Source organism: Streptomyces sp. NBC_01296, from assembly GCF_035984415.1.
Classification (GTDB): domain Bacteria; phylum Actinomycetota; class Actinomycetes; order Streptomycetales; family Streptomycetaceae; genus Streptomyces.
Genome location: NZ_CP130720.1, coordinates 7212537 through 7228866 on the forward strand (window position 1 = coordinate 7212537; position 16330 = coordinate 7228866).

13 protein-coding genes and 3 pseudogenes are annotated in these 16330 nt (G+C 68.9%); 9 read left to right on the top strand and 7 right to left on the bottom strand.

The features are described from left to right. Positions 1 to 3 precede the first annotated feature (3 nt). Both OG299_RS32895 and OG299_RS32900 read left to right on the top strand, forming a co-directional pair. Positions 4 to 534 carry a GNAT family N-acetyltransferase gene (locus tag OG299_RS32895; protein WP_327363423.1) on the top strand — a complete coding sequence of 177 codons (531 nt, stop codon included), beginning with the start codon at positions 4 to 6 and terminating at the stop codon, positions 532 to 534. 26 nt (positions 535 to 560) lie between these two features. Further along, positions 561 to 2252 (top strand): carbamoyltransferase N-terminal domain-containing protein, encoded by a 1692-nt coding sequence (locus OG299_RS32900; RefSeq protein WP_327363424.1) that lies wholly within the window; start codon positions 561 to 563, stop codon positions 2250 to 2252. Between the two features lie 27 nt (positions 2253 to 2279). Here OG299_RS32900 and OG299_RS32905 read toward each other — a convergent pair whose 3' ends face one another. Then, on the bottom strand, positions 2280 to 3029 hold the full coding sequence (locus tag OG299_RS32905) for an SAM-dependent methyltransferase (protein ID WP_266631588.1): 750 nt from the start codon (positions 3027 to 3029) through the stop codon (positions 2280 to 2282). Positions 3030 to 3211: 182 nt separating this feature from the next. Between OG299_RS32905 and OG299_RS32910 the strand changes: the two are divergent. The 3 genes and pseudogenes from OG299_RS32910 to OG299_RS32920 form a co-directional block, all read left to right on the top strand. Further along, positions 3212 to 3391, top strand: a pseudogene (locus OG299_RS32910) (ATP-binding protein); the annotation flags it as partial. Positions 3392 to 3541: 150 nt separating this feature from the next. Further along, a complete protein-coding gene (locus OG299_RS32915) occupies positions 3542 to 4411 on the top strand; it encodes a PP2C family protein-serine/threonine phosphatase (RefSeq protein ID WP_327363425.1) in 870 nt (289 codons plus the stop codon). 30 nt (positions 4412 to 4441) lie between these two features. Continuing rightward, positions 4442 to 5410, top strand: coding sequence for an MASE1 domain-containing protein (locus OG299_RS32920; protein WP_405706565.1), 969 nt, complete (start codon positions 4442 to 4444; stop codon positions 5408 to 5410). Between the two features lie 381 nt (positions 5411 to 5791). Here OG299_RS32920 and OG299_RS32925 read toward each other — a convergent pair whose 3' ends face one another. Both OG299_RS32925 and OG299_RS32930 read right to left on the bottom strand, forming a co-directional pair. Beyond that, entirely contained in the window at positions 5792 to 6481 is a 690-nt protein-coding gene (locus tag OG299_RS32925) for a hypothetical protein (protein ID WP_327363426.1), read from the bottom strand. Positions 6482 to 6633: 152 nt separating this feature from the next. Beyond that, positions 6634 to 7518, bottom strand: coding sequence for a 2-hydroxyacid dehydrogenase (locus tag OG299_RS32930; protein WP_327363427.1), 885 nt, complete (start codon positions 7516 to 7518; stop codon positions 6634 to 6636). A 366-nt stretch (positions 7519 to 7884) separates the two neighbouring features. On the opposite strand from OG299_RS32930, the gene OG299_RS32935 reads away from it, so the two are divergent. From OG299_RS32935 to OG299_RS32945, 3 genes are all read left to right on the top strand, one after another. After that, on the top strand, positions 7885 to 9705 hold the full coding sequence (locus OG299_RS32935; RefSeq protein ID WP_327363428.1) for a glycoside hydrolase family 15 protein: 1821 nt from the start codon (positions 7885 to 7887) through the stop codon (positions 9703 to 9705). Between the two features lie 90 nt (positions 9706 to 9795). After that, the gene (locus tag OG299_RS32940) at positions 9796 to 10281 is read left to right on the top strand and encodes a gluconokinase (protein ID WP_327363429.1); all 486 of its coding nucleotides are present in this window, start codon (positions 9796 to 9798) and stop codon (positions 10279 to 10281) included. A gap of 200 nt (positions 10282 to 10481) precedes the next feature. Next, complete coding sequence (locus OG299_RS32945) at positions 10482 to 12062, top strand: GMC oxidoreductase (RefSeq protein WP_327363430.1); 1581 nt, start codon at positions 10482 to 10484, stop codon at positions 12060 to 12062. A gap of 40 nt (positions 12063 to 12102) precedes the next feature. On the opposite strand, the gene OG299_RS32950 is transcribed toward OG299_RS32945, so the two are convergent. From OG299_RS32950 to OG299_RS32960, 3 genes and pseudogenes are all read right to left on the bottom strand, one after another. Then, positions 12103 to 13143, bottom strand: a complete 1041-nt coding sequence (locus tag OG299_RS32950) for a cytochrome d ubiquinol oxidase subunit II (RefSeq protein WP_327363431.1) — start codon at positions 13141 to 13143, stop codon at positions 12103 to 12105. Beyond that, complete coding sequence (locus OG299_RS32955; protein WP_327363432.1) at positions 13143 to 14624, bottom strand: cytochrome ubiquinol oxidase subunit I; 1482 nt, start codon at positions 14622 to 14624, stop codon at positions 13143 to 13145. The genes OG299_RS32950 and OG299_RS32955 overlap by 1 nt, the downstream gene beginning before the upstream one ends. A gap of 164 nt (positions 14625 to 14788) precedes the next feature. Continuing rightward, positions 14789 to 14893: pseudogene (locus OG299_RS32960) on the bottom strand (sugar dehydrogenase); the annotation flags it as partial. On the opposite strand from OG299_RS32960, the pseudogene OG299_RS32965 reads away from it, so the two are divergent. Next, positions 14891 to 15001 (top strand): annotated as a pseudogene (locus tag OG299_RS32965) (IS982 family transposase); the annotation flags it as partial. The pseudogenes OG299_RS32960 and OG299_RS32965 overlap by 3 nt on opposite strands. Positions 15002 to 15119: 118 nt before the next feature. On the opposite strand, the gene OG299_RS32970 reads toward OG299_RS32965, so the two are convergent. Further along, positions 15120 to 15980 carry a hypothetical protein gene (locus tag OG299_RS32970; RefSeq protein ID WP_327363433.1) on the bottom strand — a complete coding sequence of 287 codons (861 nt, stop codon included), beginning with the start codon at positions 15978 to 15980 and terminating at the stop codon, positions 15120 to 15122. Positions 15981 to 16330: the final 350 nt, after the last annotated feature.

A 16330-nucleotide genomic window follows, 5' to 3' on the forward strand; every position in this document is an offset into this window, starting at 1 on the left:
TCCGTGCAGACCGCCTCCCGGCGCGTGAGCGCGCCGGACGTGCTCGTTGCAAGACCCGCGCGCCCCGATGACGCGGAGCAGATCGCCCTGCTCTCCGCCCCGTTCGTCGAGCAGGGCCTGCTGGTCGCTCGCCCGCTGGCCGAACTGACGCGCACGTCACAGGAATTCGTGGTCGCCTGCGAAGGGAGCCGGCTGGTCGGCTGCGCCGGGGTGGCACCCTCCGGGGGCAGCCTGGTCGTCTACAACCTGTGCATTGCGGTCGACTGGCAGGGCAGGGGAATCGGCCGGCAACTGGTCGGTATTGCCGAGACCATCGGCAGAGAACGGGGTTACGGCTCTCTGCTCGCCCTGACCCGGTACGGCGGCGAATGGTTCGGGAAGCTGGGGTTCTCGGAAGTCCCGGCGAGCGAGACCCGTGACGAATGGCTCACCCTCTTCCGTCCGGGCCGAAGATCCAGCCTCTACCAGTTGAGACTCACCTCCGAGCAGTCCGGAGACCGAAGCACACCCATGTGCCGACTCAAGCAGACCTAGGAGTGACACAGTTGATTATCTGCGGGTTGAAACTCACGCATGACGGTGCCGTCGCCCTGCTCGACGACGACCGTCTCGTGTTCAGTGTTGAAATGGAGAAGCTGGGGAACGGTCTGCGCTACAGCACCGTTGCCGACTTCAGCCTGATCCCCGGAGTCCTCGCCGACTTCGGCTACAAGCCCGAGGACGTCGACGAGTGGGTTGTCGACGGCTGGGACGGAGACGTCTCCGGAACGGTGGCCCTCCTCGACCAGGGGACGCCCACCGAGATCGCGGTCGGTCCCTACCGGGAGTCGGCGGCATGCCCGGCGCTCGATTCGCCCAGCGTCTCGAGCACGTTCCCCATGGACGGCCAGACCTACCCGTACACCAGTTACCCGCACGCGGCGGGACACGTGGCGAGCGCCTACGCGTCCAGCCCCTTCGCCCAGCGCAACGAAGGCTCCTTCGTCCTGGTCTGGGACGGCGGACTCTTCCCCCGCCTCTACTGGGCGGACCCGCGCGGCGGCGTCGAGAACCTGGGTGAACTCTTCCCCCTCCTCGGCCATGCGTACGCCATCGCCGGACACCACTTCGGGCCCTTCCGTAAAACCGTCCAGTCGCCCACGGTCGACGACCTCTCGGTCGCCGGCAAGCTCATGGCGTACATCGCGCTGGGCCGGACGGACGAGAGCGTCGTCACGGTGCTGCGGGAGGAATTCCACCGCGTCTTCGAGAGCGATGAGCCGGCCGCAGTGGAGTACCGCGCGACGGTCGGCGGATACGGCAGTCTCTTCGAGCGGTCCGTGCCCCCCGTGCACGAGTTCTTCTCCGCGGTCCGCGCCCGGGTGTCGGAGAACGGGGTCAGCGACGAGGACGTCCTGGCGAGCGTGCACGACTTCTTCGAGGGCCTCCTCGTCGAACGGATCACCGCCAAGGTCCGCGCGGCCAAGGGCGATGGTCCTTGGAACCTGTGCTTCGCCGGCGGCTGCGCGCTCAACATCAAGTGGAACAGTGCGCTGCGCGAGGCGCCGGACTTCCGTGACGTGTGGGTCCCGCCGTTCCCCAACGACTCGGGTTCCGCCATCGGAGCGGCCGTTCTGGGCCGGGCGCAGCGCGACGGCCTGGCCCCGCTCGACTGGAACCCCCGGCTGGGCCCGGCACTGACGCCGTCGCCCGAGCTGCCCGCCGGCTGGTCGGCGTCACCGTGCGCTCCGGAGGAACTCGCCGCAGTCCTCCACGAGTCCGGAGCACCCGTGGTGGTCCTGCACGGACGGGCCGAACTCGGCCCTCGCGCACTCGGCGGCCGCAGCATCCTGGCGGCCCCGGTCAGCGCGTCGATGAAGGACGAGCTGAACCGGGTGAAGGACCGCGAGCCCTACCGGCCCGTCGCCCCCATCTGTCTCGAGGCCGATGCACCGGAGATCTTCGCTCCCGGCACCCCGGACCCGCACATGCTCTTCGACCACGAGGTGCGGGCGGAATGGGTGGACCGGATCCCCGCGGTCATCCACCTCGACGGCACCGCGCGGCTCCAGACGGTCGGCCCGGCGGACGACGACCTGCTGTTCGCCGTGCTGTCCGCCTATCGGCGGCTCAGCGGCGTCCCCGTGCTGTGCAACACCAGCGCCAACCTCAACGGGCACGGCTTCTTCCCCGACGTGGCCTCCGCCGCGCAGTGGGGCAGGGTCGCCCGGATCTGGAGCGACGGGACGCTGTACCAGCGGACCGACGGCTGATCCGGGGCGCGACACCGCAGGGCACCCCTACGGCCGGGGCGCGCGACGCAGGAGCAGGGTGACGAAGCCGAGCGTGCCCCGGTAGCCGTGGAGCCAGGCCTCGCGGTGCCGGGCCGCGGCCTCGAGGGCCTGGCCGTGGTCCGGGTGCTCCGGATGGTCGAGGGCCCACCGGGAGAGCGACCCGGTCCAGGACCACTCGTAGTCGTCCCACTCCTGGAGGGTGCTGACGTGCCCGTGGAGCGGGACCCAGCCGTTGGCCGTGATGCGGTCGACGGTGGTCGCGAGGTCGTCGTAGTCATCGACGGCGAAGCCGGCGTCGAGGGTCTTGCGGTCGGGTGCGCGTTCCCAGAAGCACTCGCCGAGGAGAACGCTTCCCCCCGGGGCGAGGTGGCTGTCGGCGGCCTTCAGGGTGGGAAGGAGGCCGCCGAAGGCGTGTGTGGCACCGATGCTGAGAATCAGACCGTATCGGTGCGGGGAACTGAACTGCGCCGCGTCCTGGGCATGGAAGGCGATCCGGCCACCGAGCCCCGCTGCGTCGACGGCGCGACCGGCGGCGGCAATGGCCTCGGCGTCGTTGTCGACGCCGTCGGCGCGCAGGTCCGGGCGAGCGGCCTGTGCGCGCAACAGCCAGGTGCCCGATCCGCACCCGAGGTCGAGCAGCCGGACGTCGCCGCTCGGCAGGGCCCGGTCGAGGAGCGTGTGTACGGAATCGTCGCCCAGCGGAGCGGCGACGGGGTGGTCGGTGTGGGCGATGGAGCTGATCTGTCGACGGTCCATGGCGGCATCCTGCCTCCCACCCCGCCCCACCGCCGGCGAAGCGCCCCGATGCGTCCGAAAGGGCGACCCGATCGTGTGCCCCGACTGCCGGACGACCGGGACGACGCCCGGCGCCTCGACACCGGCGGATCGGATCACCTGCACGCTCGAGCGCCGGGCCCTCCTGTCGCGGGCGTATCGACACCGAACCCTTCCGGCGCGGATCGGAACGCGTACGCACCGACGAGCACGCGGGCGTCGGCCTCGGCCTGGCCATCGTGCACAGCATCGTGCGCGCCCACGACGGGACCCTCGACCTCGCGCCCCGCCCCGCCGGCGGCCTCCTCGTCACGGTCCGTCTTCCCGGCACGCCGAGGCACTGACGGCGTGTCCCGATCGGCCCGGGCCGACCCCTGCCGGCGGCTCCCGGTGGCCGAGATCCGTCGTCCGGCCTGCTGGTTCACCCTTGTGGAGGCATGCGGCAGCAGCGGCTAGGGTGAGGTGAGCAGGCTGTGCGAGAGCCAGGAGCCGTGATGCGCGGACACCGTCCCGAGCAGCCCGACAATGTGCAGGAGCTTCTGGTCGCTCTCGGGCAGCTCGTCGATCAGGCCCTGGACCGGATCGAGTACCAGCGGGCCAGGGCCGAGCTGGCCGTGGCTTTGCAGCGCCACATGCTCCCACCCAGGCTGCCCGAGTTGCCAGGGCTGCATCTGGCCGCCAGGTACGCGCCCTCACAAGGCGGTCTGGAGGTGGGCGGTGACTGGTACGACGCCTTCGTCATGCACGACGGGTCACTGGGTCTCACGGTCGGCGATGTGCAGGGTCATGACGTGGAAGCCATCGCCTTCATGGGGCAGGTGCGTACCAGCCTGCGCGCCCTCGCACAGACGACGAGCGACACCCGAGAGGTACTGGGCCGCGCCAACGATCTGCTGATCGCCATGGGGTGTGGCCTCTTCGCAACGTGCTGTTTCCTGCGCTTCGACCCGGTCAGTCGCGATCTGACGGTCTCCAGGGCCGGCCATGTCCCGATGGTCTGGGCCACAGCCGGAGGCCGTCATGGCATCGCACTCGACCGCGGCGGGCCGCCGCTCGGCATCGTGTCGGGTGAGCGGTATCCGGTGACCCACCGGCGTCTGACAGAGGCCGGGGTGCTCGTGCTGCTCACCGACGGAGTGGTGGAGGGCCCGCACTACCCGATGGAGTCCGGTCTGGCCGAGGTGGCCAAGCTGGTGCGCGCGGGTTTCGACGCCGATCCCGACGTGCTGGCCTCCGCCGTCGTCAAAGTGGCCGACCTGACGGGACACCGAGACGATGCCGCAGTCCTCGTCGTCCGCTACGACGGCCCGCAGGAGCCGGCCGGACCGATGGGGGTCGCTGGGGTCGCCGGTGGCGGTTTCTGAGCGCAGACTGCTGTCGTGGGCAGCGCTGAGATGGGTCGTCTCGGGTCCGCCGCTCTGCGCATCCTCGCCCTTGCCGCCGTCTACTACGGGGCTGCACGGGTCGGCCTTCTCCAGCAGCTGGTGCGTGACCAGGTCACCCCCCTGTGGCCGCCGACCGGCGTCGCGCTGGCCGGGCTGCTGGTGATGGGGTTGCGCGTCTGGCCGGGCATCGCGCTGGGCGCGTTCCTGGCCAATGTGTTCCTCGGGCCGTCGTTGGTCTCCGTACTGGCCATCACCGCCGGCAACACTCTCGCGCCGGTCTGCGCCTGTCTGATGCTGCGCAGAGCCGGGTTCAGAAACGAGCTGGACCGCCTGCGGGACGTCCTGGCACTCGTCTTCCTCGGCGCGCTCGCCGGGATGTTGATCAGTTCAACCATCGGCAGCGGCGTACTGGTCCTCTCCGGAGCACTGGATGCGGGTGACTTCTGGCCGACATGGTCGGTGTGGTGGACCGGTGACGCGATGGGTGTCCTTGTCGTCACACCCTTCCTGCTCGTGCTGCGCAAGGCCCATTGGCCGTCGCGGGCCGGGCCCGGCCGATGGGTCGAGGCGGTGGCGCTGGCGCTCGGTACGGTCGTCGCCACGCTCTTGGCGACGCGCACGCGCGATGCGAGCCTGCTCTTCCTCGTCTCGCCGTTCTTGATCTGGGCGGCCTTCCGCTTCCGGCTGGCCGGCGCAGCGCCGTGCGCGCTCGCCGTGGTGACGCTGGCGATTCTGGCTGCCGACGGCAACAGGGGCCCGTTCGTCGGCGAGGATGTCTTTGCCAGCATGGTTACGCTCCAGGCCTTCAACGGTACGACCGCGCTGACGGCTCTCCTTCTCGCGGCCGTCATCACCGAACGCGACAGAACGTATGAGGAGATCAAACGGGTCTGCGCGCGGCTTGCGGAGGTGGTGGCCCGGATGGAGCCGCGGCCCGAGTCGCACGAGTACCCGCCCGAGAACCATCCGCCGCCATAACACCCCGGTGGGGCACATCCAGCGGGTTTGATCCCGCCTACGTGGCTCTGGATCTGCGACCACGCCCCACCGGAGGGCGCCCGTCAACGCCGTCGAGCGGCGCCCGGATCCCGCAACGTCCGGTCCAGGAACCGACAGTGTGCCTCTAGAAGAACCCGAGCTTCTTCGGGGAGTAGCTGACCAGCATGTTCTTCGTCTGCTGGTGGTACAGCAATCGAACCCATTCTGACCAGGCAAAACGGAAGTCGGAGCAGCTCCTCGGCGCGGGTTGGTCCGGAATTGGTCCGGATCTTGGTCCTGGTGGTCCCCAGGCGGAGAAGCTGGCGTGGGATGGGAATGAACGGGCCATCACATGGAGACAGTCGTACGGTTTCGCGGATTTCAGGCAAGCACGTTGACGGCGCGGGCGACCACCAGCCCGAGAATGAGGAGGGAGAGGAGAGCCTGAACGCTCATGACGATCTTGGCCCAGGGGGCCAACGGCATGACGTCGGTCGGGCTGAAGGCGGTTGAGTTGGTGAGCCCGAGGTAGAGGTAGTCGATGAAGCGGGGGCGCCAGTCGGCCGCACCCAGTTCCGGGTTGAGCTGCTGGGGGAAGGCAAGTGCCGGGGTGGGAGGCATGTGGTGGGCGCGGGCGGCGGCCCCGCCGTTGTCGAGCTCGTAGTACAGCAGTGAGAAGGCCAGGATGGTGCCCACCCACACGGTGCCGCCGGTCTGCAGCAGGCTCGAGGCGGAGCCGGTCTCCGGTCCACCGTGAATGAGGTCGTCGACCAGGTGGACGGTCGACCAGACAGCACTGAGCGCAAGGACTGCGACGAGGGTGATGGCGACCGCGCGCAGGAAGGCAGATCGTCGGTTGATCCGGCCCGGGTCGCCCGCGACCAGCGCCAGCAGAAGCAGTCCCTCGACGACCGGGAGAACCCAGCGAGGGGCCATGCGCAAGTCGTCGGGGAGCAGCATGGTCAGCACCATCGCAGCGAGGACGGCCGCGGCCATCGGCCAGCGGGTTTCGCCGAACGGCTCGTGCGGATCCGGGCGCTCGGTCAGCTCGGGGGAGTGATCTCTGTGCACGTGGCGGGCCCCTTACAGTCATCGTCCGTTTCGTCGCCCCGGGGGATCCGCGACAGGCGACGCTTGCGGCCGGGCGCCAGGGGGTACTCGTGATCTGCGGTCCCTTCGCCTCGGGCCAGAACCCTCGGCCCCGCGCAATGACCGGTCCGGGATCAGGACTTGCGGGTCGGAAGGACGTTTTCCAACGGCTCCCCAGCGAGGTGGTGCAGGACCTGGGTACGGATCAGCCGGAGTGCCCGCGGCAGGAAGGCCGAGCTGTTGCCTCCGGCGTGAGGACTGATGAGTGTGTGGGGTGCGTGCCACAGAGGATGGCCGGGCGGCAGGGGCTCTGGGTCGGTGACGTCCAGGGCGGCGTGCAGTCTGCCGGCCGTGAGTTCGGCGAGCAATGCGTCGGTGTCCACGACGGAGCCTCTGGAGACGTTGACGAGAAGGGATTGGTCCGGCATGCGGGCGAGAAAGCGCGCGTCGACCAGGCCGTGTGTCTCTTCGGTCAGCGGGACCGTGAGGATCACGACGTCGGCTTGGGGCAGGAGTTCGGGTAGCGCGTCGAGCGGGTGGACGGGGCCGCGCGGGGTTGTACGGGCTCTGCGGGCGACTCGCAGGAACGCACACTCGAAGGGGGCGATCCGGTCCTCGATCGCGGAGGCGATCGAACCGTAGCCGAGGAGCATGACCGTACGGTCGGCCAGTGCGGGACGGGAGCCGGTCCGCCACTCCTCGGCGTCCTGGCTGCGTACGAAGTCTGGGATGCCCCGGAGGGACGCGAGAGCGAGCGTCACGGCCAGTTCGGCGGTGCTGGTGTCATGGACGCCGCTGGCGTTGCAGAGCGTGACGTCGGCGGGAATGAATTGCACGAGGTCGTCGACGCCGGCCGAGAGGGACTGGACGACTCTCAGCCGCGGCGCTCTTGCAAGGATGGGTACCGCGGCATCCGTGTGGCCGTAGGGAATGACCAGGAATTCCACCGTTGCGAGGCTCTCCGTGTCCGGCGGGCTGCCGGCGCCGTCCCACACCGTGACGGGCAGATCATCGGGCATGCCGGGCACGTCTGATGCCGGGTACGGCAACAGGAACCGGGCGGCGCTCTGATCAGCGGGACGGTCCAAGAAACTCACGGGCCGAACCTAGACCATTCGCCACAAATGATCGGTGCGGACTCGACCGACAGCGTCTGCACAATTTCCGTTCGGGTGAACGCGGAGAGTAAGCCAAGGCCGTGCTCGTTGCGAGCGCGTTCGCTTTTCCGGCCCCGCGAATGGCTTTTGGCCTCTGCCTGTGCGACGTCCCGGTGAGCGGGAGCAGGTTCGGCACGGGAAAGTGCCGTCGACGTTGCGACGTGGCAGGCGTGAGCAGGCTGCCGGATAGTGGACGCAGGGGGCTTCCGTGGAGACCTTGGAGCCGCAATGGACCGCTACCCTCCCATCGCCGAGCACGGGCTGGTGGGCGACCTTCAGACCGCGGCGCTCGTGTCGTCGCAGGGAGTAGTCGACTGGTTTGCGGCTCCCCGGTTCGACTCGCCCAGCATTTTCGCCGCCCTGCTCGATCACGATCGCGGCGGCTACCTGCAACTGGCTCCAGAGCATCCCGACGGAACGTGCAAGCAGCTCTACTACCCCGACACCGCCATCCTGGTGACACGGTTCATGTCGCCGGACGGCGTGGGTGAGGTCGTCGACTTCATGCCCCCGGACCGGACCCGCACCGCGACCGACCGGCACACCCTGGTCCGCATGGTCCGCGCCGTGCGAGGGAGCGTCGATTTCAACCTCGAGTGCCGGCCGCGCTTCGACTACGGCCGGACCTCCCACGAACTCGAACTCGGCGAAGGGGGCGCCGTCTTCCGGGCACCTGGAATCGACGGGCATCTGCAGAGCACGTTCCCGCTGGAGCGGGACGGCCAGGACGTACGGGGAAAGGTGACGCTGAGCGCCGGCCAGTCCGGCGGAGTCGTGTTCACGGTCTGTGCCTCCGGCGGCGACGCACCCGATCCCGTTACGGCCGACTGGTTCGACGGGCAATTCGAGGAGGTCAGCCGGTTCTGGCGGCACTGGCTGCGCAAGTCCCGCTACCGGGGCCGCTGGCCCGAGCTGGTACACCGCTCGGCCATCACCCTCAAACTCCTCACCTACGCCCCCACCGGCGGGCTGGTCGCGGCAGCCACCATGGGTTTGCCCGAACAGGTCGGCGGCGAGCGCAACTGGGACTACCGGTTCACCTGGGTACGAGACGGGGCTCTGTCGGTCCGGGCGATGCTGGACCTCGGCTTCGTCGAGGAGGCCACCGCGTTCGTCCACTGGCTGGTGGACAGGATCCAGGATCGGGAAGGAAAAGAGGAGGAGCCGCTCCAGACGATGTACCGGATCGACGGAAATCCCGACCTGCCGGAAGAGACACTCGAACACTTCGAGGGTTACCGGGGCTCCGCCCCCGTCCGCATCGGAAACGGCGCCGCCGACCAGCTCCAGCTCGACATCTACGGCGAGGCCATCTACGCCGTGTCCCAGGGCCGTGAGATCGCGCAGCAGGCCAGCTACGGGGGATGGCAGTCGGTTGCCCGGCTGCTGGACTGGCTCGCCGAAAGCTGGGACCGGCCGGACGAAGGCATCTGGGAGACCAGGGGCGGCCGCCAGGACTTCACCTACAGTCGGGTGATGGCGTGGGTCGCCTTCGACCACGGGCTGCAGCTCGCCGAGCACTACCGCAGGCCCGCCGACCTGGAACGATGGCGGAAGGCGCGGGATGCCGTGTTCGAGCAGATCATGGAACGCGGCTGGAGCGAGAAGGAGCGCGCCTTCATCCAGCACTACGACGGTGATGTCCTGGACGCCTCGCTGCTTCTCATGCCCAGAGTAGGGTTCGTAGCTCCCCGTGACAGGGCCTGGCTCTCCACACTCGAAGCGATGGACCGCAAGCTCGTCTCCGACAGCCTCGTCTACCGCTACGACCCGGCTGCATCACCGGACGGGCTGCGCGGTTCGGAAGGCACCTTCAGCCTGTGCACCTTCCTCTACGTCGATGCCCTGGCAAGGGCGGGGCGGGTGTCCCAGGCCCGCTACACCTTCGAGAAGATGCAGACCTACGCCAACCACGTGGGGCTGTTCGCCGAGGAGGTCGGCCCCAGCGGGGAGCAGCTGGGCAATTTCCCGCAGGCGTTCACGCACCTGTCTTTGATCATGGCCGCCACCACTCTCGACGAGGCGCTCGATGCCGATGACGGGAGCTGATTCATCCATGGTGAGTCGGGCAAACACGGTTGCCGTCGCCTGAGGAGCATCATGGACTCAGCTCCTGAGGCTCCGCCGATCGTGGTGGTCATGGGTGTCGCGGGGTCCGGGAAGTCCACCGTTGGAGCCCTGCTGGCTCAACGGCTTGCGCTGCCGTTCCTTGAGGGAGACGGCCTTCATCCGCAAGCCAACCGGGCCAAGATGGCATCCGGTCAGCCGCTGGACGACCAGGACCGCCGCCCGTGGCTGCTGGCCCTCGCGGCCTGGATCCGGGAGGCGACCGCGTCCGGCCGGGGCGGCGTGATGACATGCTCGGCGCTGAAGCACGCCTACCGGGACGAGTTCCGCCGGGCCGGCGCGAACGTCTGGTTTCTGCACCTGGCGCTCGACGCGGCCACCGCTGAAAGACGGGTCGCCGGACGTTCGGGCCACTTCATGCCCGCGCGGTTGGAGAAGTCCCAGTACGCCGCCCTCGAGCCGCTGCGCCCCGATGAACCGGGGCTGACCGTGGATGCCGCGGCTACCCCCGAATCCATCGTCGACGAGGTGGTGAAGACCTTGCCGAGGATCCGGTGAATCTCCCTCTCTCCGCGTTGTCCGGAATCCTCCCGAGTCGCCGCCCCCGAGGAGGGCGGGTAATTTCGAGAGAGTCACCGAGTCCGATCACGCGGCTGCGCTCCGTACGCCGTAGCACCGCAAAGTCTCACGCCGGCCGCAAGTCTCACGCCGGCCGCTACGGCCAGGACGGCAGACGACTCCGAGAACGGGACCTCCGCATGGCCGACGATCAGCACTACGACGTCATCATCATCGGTACGGGAGCGGGCGGCGGCACACTTGCCCACCGGCTGGCCCCCACCGGCAAGCGGATCCTGATCCTGGAGCGCGGCGGCTACCTGCCCCGGGAGCGGGACAACTGGGACTCCACAGCCGTCTTCGTCAAGGGCAAGTACCGCGCCCCCGAGTTCTGGTACGACAAGCACGGTGATGCCTTCCCGCCCGAGGTCAACTACTACGTCGGGGGCAACACCAAGTTCTACGGCGCCGCGCTCTTCCGTCTCCGCCCCGAGGACTTCGGCGAATTGCACCATCACGACGGCATCTCACCGGCCTGGCCGATCCGCTACGAGGATCTGGAGCCGTACTACACGGAGGCGGAGCAGCTGTACCTGGTGCACGGCCGGCACGGTGAGGACCCCACAGAGGGCTCGGCGAGCGGCCAGTATCCGCATCCTCCCGTGGAGCACGAGCCGCGCATCCAGCAGCTCAGCGACGACTTGGAGAAGAAGGGGCTCCACCCCTTCCACCTGCCCATCGGGGTGAACCTGACCCAGGACGGCAGCGGCCGGGCCACACATGACAGCGTGTGCATCCGCTGCGACCGTGTGGACGGCTTCCCGTGTCTGCTGGGCGCGAAGTCCGATGCCCAGGTGATCTGCGTCGATCCGGCGCTGACGTACGACAACGTCACTCTGGTGACGAAGGCGAACGTCCGGCGTCTGGAGACCGACCCGACCGGTCGCACCGTCACACGCGTCGTCGCCGAGCTGGGCGACGGGTCGACCGAGGGCTTCAGCGCCGACGTCGTCGTCGTCGCCTGCGGCGCGGTCAACTCGGCGGTCCTGCTGCTGCGTTCGGCGAACGACAAGCATCCCGGGGGCCTGGCCAACAGCTCGGACGTGGTGGGACGCCACTACATGCGGCACAACAACCTGGCGCTGATGGCGGTGTCGAAGGAGCCGAACCCCACCAAGTTCCAGAAGACACTCGCGCTGAACGACTGGTACCTCGGGGCGGACGACTGGGACTTCCCGCTCGGCGGCATCCAGATGCTCGGCAAGTCCGACGCCGACCAGATCCACGGCGAGGCACCGCGCTGGGCCGGCGCCGTCACCCCGGACATGCCGTTCGAGATGCTCGCGCACCACGCCGTCGACTTCTGGCTGTGCGGGGAGGACCTGCCGCTGCCCGAGAGCCGCGTCACCCTCGACAGCAACGGCGACATCCACTTGGCCCTCGACGAGAAGAACAACATCGCCGGGCTCCAGCGACTCCGGCACAAGCTCCAGGGGATGCTCGGCCACCTGGGCATGCACGAGCACCACCTGCTGTCGCACAGCATCTACCTGCACAAGGGCATGCCCATCGGGGCCACCGCCCATCAGGCCGGTACGGTGCGGTTCGGCACCGACCCCCGCAGCTCGGCCCTGGACGCCGACTGCAAGGCCCACGACCTCGACAACCTCTACGTCGTGGACACGAGCTTCTTTCCCAGCATCGGCGCGGTGAACCCGTCGCTCACCGCCATCGCCAACGCCCTGCGGGTCGGTGACCATCTCGCGGGCCGTCTGAAATGACCCGAACCGGTGCGCACCCGGGGACCGGGTGCGTCACCCGTCACAGGTCGTCCCCGGGGGCGGGGGCGGACCGGGTGTCGGCGTCGGTGAGCGGCTCCAGCTGACCCAGGGTGTCGAGGCGGTAAAGCACCACGAGCGCCGGGCCGACGAGAACGATCGCGATGAGCGTGACGATGCCCAGCCAGTTGAGGGTGGGGGCCGCACCGGCCGCTTCGGTCACGGTCAGCGATGTGGGAAGCAGGTAGGGCCCCTGGGCCATGCCCCATGCGCCGACTGTGAGGGCGACACTTCCCACGGCGGTCCAGCGGGACCAGTGTGGGGACCCGCGCCACAGCAGCAGTACCGTCGCCAGGCCGCAGAGCGCGGCCAGGATGACCATGGTCAGGCCCCATCCCGTGGTGAGGCCTTCCCATACGTAGCGGGCGTCGCCGTGGGTCACGGGCAGGGCAATGAGCGCGAGCACGACGACCGCGGCGAATGCCAGAAGCGCTCGGAGCCGGAAGTAGGAGACGAGATCGTCGGCGCCGAAACGGCGGGCGTCACTCGAGAGGAAGACCGCTCCGAGGAACGCTGTGGAAGCAATGGCCAGAAGACCGGTGAGGACCGAGGTCGGGTTGGCCCAGGCATCTGCGGATGCCGGTGTGCCGACGGCGACCCGGCCAGAGGCGATACCGCCGAGTACCGCCCCGAGGAAGAACGGCGTGACCAGCGACGCGAGGGCGAACAACACGCCGGCGATCCGGCGCCGAGCCAGCCGCCGCGCGGGCTTGCGCAGGGCGAACCCGGCTCCCCGGAGGACCAGTCCCACAGCCGCCAAGGCGAGAGGCAGCCACATCGCCTCGAACACGGCCTGGAACATCGTGGGGAAGCCGGTCCACATGACGATGAAAACGAAGATCAGCCAGACGTTGTTGACCTCCCACACCGGCGCCATGGCGTGGTCGATGAGCCGGCGGACCGGCTTGCCCCGCTCCGCGCCGCCGGCCAGCAGGTCCCAGAACCCCGCACCGTAGTCGGTGCCTCCGGCGCAGGCGTAGGCGGCGATCGCGACCACCAGGACCCAGGCGATGAGATCGGCCATCACGACGCACCACCAGAGTGACGGCCGGACGCGCCGCCGGAAGCGCGGTCGGCAACCTCGACCTCCAGCGCACCTCGGGGGCCGTACGGGGAGTCGTCCTCCGGATGCGGCTCGCTGTCGCCGCCCGAGCTTTCGTCGGCGATGCGCCAGCGCGTACGCATTTTCAGTACGGTCAGCAGGAACGCGCCGAAGACGGCGATGTACACCACCACGACGACGCCGAACATCGTCCACAGGGAACTCGCCCGGGTGTCGGTCACCGCTTCCGAGACCCTCATGTGGTTGTAGACGATCCAGGGCTGGCGACCCACTTCCGTCGTGATCCAGCCGCATTCGACGGTGATCAGGCACGCGGCTCCCGCGACGGCGGCACAGCGGAAGAACCAGCGGCTGCGGGGGAGGTCCCGGTGCCGCAGCCAGCTCCAGGCGTACCAGAGCGCGAGCAGGATCAGCAGACTGCCGATGGTGACCATGATGTCGAAGGCCCAGTGGGCGATGGTGGCCTGGACGGCGGTGGGCCGGTCGGAGGCCGGCACCGACGTCAGCCCCGTCACCTGGGTACTCGGTTTGAAACCGGCGAGGATCGAGTCCAGCTGCGGGATCTTGATCCCGCCGGAGATCGTCCCGTCCTCGTTCAGTCGTCCGAACAGATATTCCGGTACGTGCGTGTCGGTCTCCCATACGAGTTCGGTGGCGGCGAACTTGACGGGTTGCTTGTGAAAGACCGCGCGGGCGGTGGCGTCGCCGATCATGAACTGGATCGGGGTGAGGATCGCGGCCACCGTGAACGGCAGCGTGAAGCCGAGCCGGTGGTACCGGTCACGGCGGCCGCGCAGCCAGCCCACGGCGTAGACCCCCGCCACCACGTAGCCGGCGGTCAGGAACATTGCGACCACGAAGTGCCAGTACTCCGGGCCGAACATGGGGGTGAAGATCGCCTGCCGCACGTGGATGTCGACGGGGTTTCCCGAGGCATCGAGGTCGAAGCCCTGGGGGGTGTTCATCCAGGAGTTGGCCGCGATGATCCCGAACGCTCCCATCAGGGCCGCCAGGGGAAGCGGCACCCCCAGCCAGAAATGGGTCCACGGCTTCAGATGGCGCCATCCGTAGAGATAGATCGCGATCAGCACGGCTTCGAGGAAGAACGCCCACGCCTCGATGCCGAAACCGAGACCGAAGACGTCGCCCCAGCGGCCCATCATGCCGGGCCACAGCAGCCCCAGTTCGAACGACAGGACCGTGCCGGTGACGACGCCGATGGCGAACTGGACGGCCATCACCGCGGACCACCGGCGGGCGAGTTTGAGTGCGACGGGGTCGTTGCGGCGTAGTGCCCGGTGGTGCATCAAAAGCGTGATGGCCGGCAGTGCCACCCCGAAGGGGACCAGGAGGATGTGCGAGCCCAGGGTGAAGGCCATCAGCTCGCGGGCGGGAAGCATCTGGGACGGCGCATCCGCCGCGTGGATCACGGTGCTGAGCATGGGTACCTCGAATGTCGGCCCCGCGGGCGGCGGGGGCTGAGCGACGACCGGACGCCGACGACGGTCGACCACGTCGTGACCCTGTGGGCGGACATCGCGCTGACTCTCGCGGGCGGGTGTCGCGGACGGCCGCGTCGCCAGGGGTGGCGCAGCTGGGTACGGCGTCAGCCGCCGGTGGCGAAGCCGGGGAAGAGGGTCATGCCCCCGTCGACGTAGAGCGTGGTGCCCACGACGTAGTCGAGAAGGTCGGAGGCCACTGCGACGACGGATTCCTGGCCCGCGTGGGACAACGCGTCCTGGCCCTGACGGCAGCGATCTGGCACAACCGAGCCAACGGAACACCGATCACACGCAGCCTGATCGCCTACGACCACTAACCAACACTTCGGACTTACTCGTCTAGGGCGCGACCTCCACGTCCAGGACGGCGTCGGCGGCGACAACGCCAATGGGGGGCCTCGGCATGGGCCTGCACCGTCGGTACCGCCAGCAGGGTCAGTTCGCGCAGATCACGGTGAGGCTGCTGGCAGCGGTTGTACGGGAGGGCTCACGGACACTCGCCGACCACTTGACGGCTCCGGAGACGAACTCGGGGCGCGAGCTGGTCACCACGGCCGTGTTGTAACCGGCGACGCCACCGCTGAGAGGGGACTTGCCGCTAGGGCAGGCCAGCGACTTGGCGGTGCTGTTGGGTGCATCGGCCACGGGCAGCTCGACGATCTCGTAGCCGGGGACCGGGTTCGCGCAGATCGCGGTCACCGCGAGGCCCACCGTGGTCGCGGAGAGGGACTGGCCGCTCGCCGTCCACAGCGACGGCGCCCCCTCCTTGGGGCGCGGGACAACGCTGACCCGGAGCGCCGGGTCCTTGCCCCGGGTCTCCGCGCCACCGCTCACCACCACCTTCCCGGCCGGACAGGCCGCCTCGCGCGAGGCCCTGTTGGCCACGTCGGCCGATGGCAGGTTGACGAGCTGGTACCCGGGCAGAGCCGCGCTGTTGGCGCAGAGCATGTACACGGTCAGAGTCACCTGGGGCTTGCCCACCTGCCGCGCCACCACAGTCCACCTGCTGGAGCTGCCGACGAGGGTGGGGAAGCTGGCGACGAGAACAGCGCCCGCACCCTGCACGTCCGCGCCGCCGGACACGGCCACCTTCCCCGCCGGGCACTCGAAGGTCAGTGGGGTGAGGTTGTCGACCGTGGTCGGGTCGCTGTACAGCATCTGGTAGCCGGGCAGATTCCTCACGGCCCGCTCGCTCGACGTGACGGTATGCGCCTGCCCCGGCACCGTCGAACAGGTCAAGGTCGCCAGGGCGACGGCGGTCGCGGCAAGGAAACGACGGGGCGTGGTCATCCTCATGAAACAGCAGCTCCTGATCGGGGCGGCCGACCCCGCCCGCTGCTGCTTGCCTGACGCGGCGTAGACAGCGGGGCAGAGATTCCGGCAGGCGACAGCGACCACGATTCCGGGTCACAGACCAACTTGTAGTCACTCACGGTCACGCCGAGGAAGCTGGGTAACGCCCCTTCACCCGGTTGGCACTGCACCTTCACCTGCCGAAACGATTGACCTAATTGAGACTGCGCTGCCAGCAGCCCGACAGCGCGTCTCCAACTCCCGCGCGTACCGGCTGCCGCTTTCATCCGGGGGCGGCTGCTCACCTACTCCCCGCCCCCCGCCGGATGAGGCCACCGCACATCGAGTGATGG